General features: G+C 51.2%; 6 protein-coding genes. 3 read left to right on the top strand and 3 right to left on the bottom strand.

Annotated features, from left to right (window positions below; all coding sequences use genetic code 11):
• Positions 1–125: 125 nt before the first annotated feature.
• Positions 126–281, top strand: a complete 156-nt coding sequence (locus PsWM33_RS26990; RefSeq protein ID WP_244276741.1) for a family 1 glycosylhydrolase — start codon at positions 126–128, stop codon at positions 279–281.
• Here PsWM33_RS26990 and PsWM33_RS23710 read toward each other — a convergent pair.
• The 3 genes from PsWM33_RS23710 to PsWM33_RS23700 all read right to left on the bottom strand — a co-directional run bounded on the left by PsWM33_RS23710 (position 273) and on the right by PsWM33_RS23700 (position 3,904).
• On the bottom strand, positions 273–1,622 hold the full coding sequence (locus tag PsWM33_RS23710; RefSeq protein WP_063301854.1) for an NAD(P)/FAD-dependent oxidoreductase: 1,350 nt from the start codon (positions 1,620–1,622) through the stop codon (positions 273–275). The two genes, PsWM33_RS26990 and PsWM33_RS23710, sit on opposite strands and share 9 nt — an antisense overlap.
• Positions 1,623–1,645: 23 nt before the next feature.
• Positions 1,646–3,037: an aspartate aminotransferase family protein gene (locus PsWM33_RS23705; RefSeq protein ID WP_063301853.1), complete on the bottom strand. Its 1,392-nt coding sequence runs from the start codon at positions 3,035–3,037 to the stop codon at positions 1,646–1,648.
• A gap of 189 nt (positions 3,038–3,226) precedes the next feature.
• Positions 3,227–3,904, bottom strand: coding sequence for a GntR family transcriptional regulator (locus PsWM33_RS23700; protein ID WP_063301852.1), 678 nt, complete (start codon positions 3,902–3,904; stop codon positions 3,227–3,229).
• 187 nt (positions 3,905–4,091) lie between these two features.
• Here PsWM33_RS23700 and PsWM33_RS23695 point away from each other — a divergent pair, with 187 nt between their 5' ends.
• Together PsWM33_RS23695 and PsWM33_RS23690 are read left to right on the top strand one after the other, a co-directional pair.
• On the top strand, positions 4,092–5,198 hold the full coding sequence (locus PsWM33_RS23695; RefSeq protein ID WP_063301851.1) for a polyamine ABC transporter substrate-binding protein: 1,107 nt from the start codon (positions 4,092–4,094) through the stop codon (positions 5,196–5,198).
• A 90-nt stretch (positions 5,199–5,288) separates the two neighbouring features.
• Positions 5,289–6,437 (top strand): ABC transporter ATP-binding protein, encoded by a 1,149-nt coding sequence (locus tag PsWM33_RS23690; RefSeq protein ID WP_063301850.1) that lies wholly within the window; start codon positions 5,289–5,291, stop codon positions 6,435–6,437.
• The last annotated feature ends 6 nt before the right edge of the window (positions 6,438–6,443 follow it).

Below are 6,443 nucleotides of genomic sequence, written 5' to 3'. Positions count from 1 at the left end.
TGATGCCGGATCAATTTTGAACGCTCATTGACAGGTCAGCACATATGTTCTGTCCCATCTGAAGCAGGCAGCCAGAGCGACTGAAGATGGAGTACCGCTAAAAGCGGTACTTCTGCTGGACACTCATGGACAACTTCGAATGGACAGAAGGGTATTTCCCGAGCTTTGGCCTGATCCACGTTGATTTTAAAACCCATAAACGCACCATCAAGCAAAGCGGCAGGCTTTACTCCATGGTCGCCAGCCAACTGCAGAGTGAGATGCAAGAAGCCTCAGAGTAATCTGTCCTTCAACTCAAACCAGGTGTAACTGAGAGCAAGAAGGTGGCGCCGCATAGTCCGGAAAGGAAACTCTGTCGGCGCTACCTTCATAAAGTTCGGACATGGCAGTTTTATCGCCTCCCCCAATATCTCAGCTGCCACCAGCTGCCCGGCATAAGTGGCCATAGCAACGCCATTGCCATGATAGCCAAAAGCGGCGTAAAGCCCCTGCGCATTGGGAACCACACCTGCAAATGGCACGAGCTTATGGGTCAAACAAGCAAGGCCAGACCAGAAATCTGGCGTTTCAACTTTCGCCCATTCAGGAAACATCCGCTCAAAGTCACGCCGTGTAGCTGCGCGCATACGCTCTCGCGCATGTGGCGTAGCACTTACGCTTCCCCGCATACCAAAGAGCATTCGCCTGTCCGGGAGCAGACGGAAGTAATGCAGCAAAGTCCGGGTATCATAGGCCATCTGACTAGAAAACCACCCCTGACGCTTCAGCTCTTCATCAGAAAGAACGCGCGACATCAAAATGTTAGATTGCACCGGAAGATATTTTCCAGCCATCCACTCCGGCATATTTTCAGAGGAATAGCCATTGGTCGCCAGAAGCACTTTTTGCGCACGCAACTGGCCCGCTCTTGCCTTTAGAACATACTGCGCATCAGCAGCAGGAGTAATGCCAAGCACAGTGGTCTGTTCATAAAACCGACCGCCTTGCGCCTTCACAACCTCAGCAAGACCACGCGCATATTTGTAAGGATGCAGCGCAAACCCGATTGGAATTGTCAGCCCAGATGAAAGGCCTGAGGCAGTCATCCCAAGCTCTGCAAGTTCATCTTTGTCATGAAAGCTGCAGCTGATCCCATAGCGCTTTTGTATGTCCGCAGCCGTATCTTTCAGCTGATCAACACGCTGAGCTTTGTGTGCAAGAACCGTTTCGCCTTTGGAAACAACATCGGCATCAATCGAGTTCTGTTCCAACAGCTCTGCAACCAGATCAATGGCTGCACGCTCTGCATAAAAGTACCGCCGTGCATCCGCTTCCCCATAGCGATCAATCAAGTCAGCATCATCTGCAATCGTCCCGCCCAGACAGCAGAAACCACCATTGCGACCAGAAGCCCCCCATCCAATATGTTGAGCATCCAGCACCGCAACATCGACACCCTGCTGCGCAAGTTTCAACGCTGCAGACAGCCCTGTGTATCCACCTCCAACAACAGCAACTTCACAGGACTGTTCATCGGAAAGCGGCGCACCAAGCGCCTGAGGAGAGAGCGAACGATGCCAGAAATTCCCGGCAACCGGTTGCTCTCCATATGCATCCTCTTGAAATATGCGGTGCAAACTCAATCGAGCCTGAGCCTCCTCAAAACTTATTTGATGCTTTGGGCAGTAACATCAGCAGCCGTCAGATCCAACGCACGATGCGCTTTCTGAATCAACTCATCCACCTCACTGCGCGAGATCACAAGTGGCGGTGAGATGATCATGCTGTCGCCAACATGGCGCATCACCAAACCGCTCTCAAAGCAATGATCGCGGCAGATCGTTCCAACAGTGCCTTTTTCAGCTTCAAAACGAGCACGGCGTGCCTTATCAGGCGAAAGTTCCAAAGCACCAACCAGCCCGCAGATACGCGCCTCACCAACCAACGGATGCTCGCCAAGAGTCTTCCATTTCTCAGCTAGATACGGCCCTGTATCATTCGCCACTTTTTCCGGCAGTCGCTCATTCTCAATAATATCAAGGTTCGCAAGTGCTGCGGCACAAGCTGCCGGATGTGCCGAGTAAGTGAAACCATGATAAAATTCACCGCCGTGCTCAATAAAGCCCTTGGCAACCTTCTCACTCACCACAACCGCACCAATCGGCAGATAACCTGAGGAAAGCCCCTTGGCAATCGGCATCAGATCCGGTTTGAAGTTGAAAGTCTGTGACCCAAACCAGTTACCCGTACGCCCAAACCCGCAAATCACTTCATCAGCAATCAGAAGAATATTGCGTTCACGGCAGATACGCTGAATCTCGGGCCAATATGTTTCTGGCGGAATGATCACACCACCCGCTCCCTGAATAGGCTCCCCGATAAAGGCCGCTACATTGTCTTCTCCAAGCCGGTCAATCTCAGCTTCCAGCTCACGTGCACGCATCAGTCCAAACGCGGCAGGGTCCATATCTCCGCCTTCACCATACCAATAAGGCTGGTTGATATGGGTAATGTCAGGAATAGGTAGACCGCCCTGCGCATGCATCGCACTCATACCACCCAAGCTCGCACCAGCCATAGTGGAGCCGTGATAAGCATTATGACGGGAAATGATTGTCTTCTTGGTCGGCTTACCTTCACTAGCCCAGTAATGGCGCACCATCCGCACCACGGTGTCATTGGCTTCAGAGCCCGAGCCTGCAAAGAACACATGGTCCAGATGATCTGGTGCCAGACTGGAGATCCTTTCAGCAAGACCAATTGCAGGCGGGTGAGAACTCTGAAAAAACGTATTGTAATACGGCAGTTGTTGCATTTGCCGGTAGACCGCATCGATAATCTCTTGACGGCCATACCCCACGTTCACGCACCAAAGCCCGGCCATACCATCCAGAATCTTGTTGCCCTCAGAATCCCAAAGATAGACACCATCAGCCCGCGTAATAACACGCGTCCCTTTGGCGTTGAGGGACTTGGTATCTGTAAACGGATGCAAATGGTGGGCGGCATCCTTTTCTTGCAGAACATGAGTGGGCGGAAGATTAGCGATATAGTCCATGGGGTCAGTCCTTCCGAAAAGAGGCACGCCCTGCAAACCGGGCAATAGAAGTAAACTCTCATTATTTTGTGATCACAAATGTAGAAGAGTCAATGTTTACTTCAGTAAAGGCGCTACCTGCCTATGCTTCCAGTCTAACCCATGAATGCCTGCGGCTCTATGAACTCAGCCAAAGAAAACAGCAGATCATCAAACCTTCTCAGCAAGACAGAGGGACTCTCTGATAAACCCCATGCCCTGTGCAATATCCTCTTCTAAGGCAACCTTTAAAGCAGTTTGATCATGCATTTTCAGTGCTTCCAATGCCTGTTTATGCTGGTCTTCCAGATTCGCAGTACCAGACCGCCCATAGACCAGACGCATAAATGGACCAAACTGAACCCATAGATTTTTGACAAGTTTGATAAGAATTTCAGATCGGCTTTTTGAGTAAAGATAAAAGTGAAACTCGTAGTTTCCGCGCATGTACCCTTCCACATCGCCAGTTTCCAGAGCGACATCAATCTGATCATCAATACCTTGGAGAACCTGAATATCTTCCTCTTTCAAATTCACCAGAGCTTTGGATGCCAGTTCAACTTCCAGCAACCGTCGTGCAGACCAGATTTCATCGATTATATCTTCGCAAACATCCGGAATAGAAACACGCCTATTGCCGTGTAATTCCAACGCGTTTTCTGCAATGAGACGTCGCACAGCCTCACGAACAGGCATCGCACTCACACCCAGTTCCTCAGCCAGCCCGCGCAGGGTCACAGCCTTGCCCGGCAGAAAACCACCAAACAGGATCCGCTCTCTCAATTGTCGGTAAACCTGCTCATGAACAGGGATCCCGACATCAGGAACAACAGCGCTTTGTAAAGTCATCTTACTCATGGAGGAACTATAGAAGCACCCGAACCAGCTGCAAAGATAATTTGATCACAAACTATTGCCTAGCTGAGAATTCTGTGGTCATCTTTCAAAACAGGCACACAATTAAGAACAACGGAGACGGCAGGATCCAGACACGCCAGCACCAATGCTGTGCAAAAATTTGAGGGGGGAAGATGAAATGAGTTCAAACTTCAAGTCCAGACTGACGGGCACAATGGCGACCGCAATTATGGTTGCATGTGCAGCCAGCGCAGCACACGCAGAAGGCACCGTCAACGTTTACAATTGGTCTGATTACATCGACGAAAGCGTTCTGAAAGATTTTGAAGCTGAAACCGGTATCAAGGTCAATTACGACGTTTTCGATTCAAATGAGGTTTTGGAAACCAAACTGCTCGCGGGCACCACAGGGTACGATATAGTCGTTCCAACCGGCAGCTTCCTCTCCCGGCAAATTCAAGCCGGCGTCTTCCAAAAGCTGGGCAAAGACGCCCTCCCAAACCTGAAGAACATGTGGTCGCTCGTTTCCGACAGAACTTCCATCTATGATCCGGGCAATGCGTATTCCATCAACTACATGTGGGGCACCACTGGCATCGGCTACAATGTAGAGGCCGCTGCTAAACGTCTAGACGGCAAACCGGTCGATAGCTGGGAAATCATCTTCAACCCAGAAATACTCGCCAAGTTTCAGGATTGCGGCATCCATATGCTGGACGCACCAACAGAGCTCATCCCCGCAGCGCTTAACCACCTCGGACTAAATCCTGACAGCCACAACAAGGCTGAAATTGAAAAAGCTGCTGCACTCCTCAAGACCATACGTCCATACGTTCAGAAGTTTCACAGCTCCGAATACATCAACGCCCTCGCAAACGGCGATATCTGCTTAGCTATCGGCTGGTCTGGTGATGTCTTTCAGGCCCGCGACAGAGCAGCAGAAGCCGACAACGGCGTCACCATCAACTACATCATTCCAAAGGAAGGTGCGTTGATGTGGTTTGATCAGATGGCAATCCCGACAGATGCAGCCAACTCCAAAGAAGCACATATGTTCCTCGATTACATCATGCGCCCGGATGTCATCGCAAAGGCTTCCAACTACGTGGTCTACGCCAACGGCAACAAAGCCTCTCACGAACATCTGGATCAGGAAGTTCTGGAAGATTCCGCCGTGTATCCAGATGAAGCAACCATGGAAAAACTTTACGTCACAACGCCTTACGCTCCGAAAATTCAGCGGATTGTGACCCGTGCCTGGACTGCTGTGAAGTCGGGCCAGTAATCATCGACAGCAGCGGGCAACTCAAGTTGTCCGCGCGCCTTCCATGTTTCTTTGGAAGCAGGACAACAACAGAGGGTGGAGCGGGCCACGATGGAAACTCTGGTAAACACTCAGCCAGTCTGCAAATTCGCACCTTGGGAGGATCCAGCTCAGGAACCTTTGGTGCGCTTTGAAAACGTCACGAAGAAGTTTGGCGACTTCACTGCCATTGAGGACTTAACGCTCAACATCTATGAGCGCGAGTTCTTCGCCCTTCTCGGCCCGTCCGGCTGCGGGAAGACAACTATGATGCGCATGCTGGCAGGGTTTGAATATCCCACCGCTGGCAACATCATGCTCGGTCAGAACAATCTGCAAAAGGCACCGCCACACAAACGGCCCGTCAACATGATGTTCCAGTCCTACGCGCTCTTCCCGCATATGACAGTGGAACAGAACATCGGCTTCGGCCTCAAACAGGAAAAGACCGCAAAGGCCGAGATCCGGAGACGTGTTGAAGAAATGCTGTCGCTGGTTCAGTTGGAACCTTTTGCCAAACGCAAACCACACCAGCTTTCGGGTGGTCAAAAGCAGCGCGTTGCTCTTGCTCGTTCCCTCGCCAAGAAGCCTAAACTCCTGCTCCTTGACGAACCGCTCGGTGCGTTAGACAGGAAGTTGCGCGAGCAAACCCAGTTTGAATTGATGAACATTCAGGAGCAGCTCGGCCTCACCTTTGTCATCGTCACTCATGATCAAGAAGAGGCTATGACAGTCGCGAGCCGCATCGCCGTGATGGACCACGGCAAAATCGTTCAGGTCGCGACACCCGCTGAAATCTACGAGTATCCAAACTCCCGCTATTCTGCTGACTTCCTTGGCGATGTTAACATCATTGAAGGCCAGATAGATGTCACCACTGGCGAAACTGCAAGCTTGGCGTGGGCTGAAGGTGAAACACCTTTGGCAATCTCAACCAAGCTCCGTCCTCAAGCAGGAACGACCGCCTGGCTCGCAGTTCGCCCTGAAAAACTCCGCATCTCTAAAGACAAGCCAGCAAACGCTGACAACTGCATTAAGGGCGAAGTCTGGGACATCGGCTACACTGGCAACATCTCAACTTATCACGTCAAAGCCTCAAATGGCTCCATTTTGAAAGCACAGGTCTCCAACAGAGAACATCTCGCCGACCGCCCAATCACATGGGAGGACACCGTCTATGTCTATTGGGAGAAAGGCGCTGGCGTCTTTCTGGAAACGTGAGGTGAG

This window comes from Pseudovibrio sp. WM33 (genome assembly GCF_001623165.1).
Taxonomy (GTDB): Bacteria; Pseudomonadota; Alphaproteobacteria; order Rhizobiales; family Stappiaceae; genus Pseudovibrio.
Note: the sequence above shows the minus strand (reverse complement) of the source record. Positions and strands in the feature narration are given on the sequence as shown.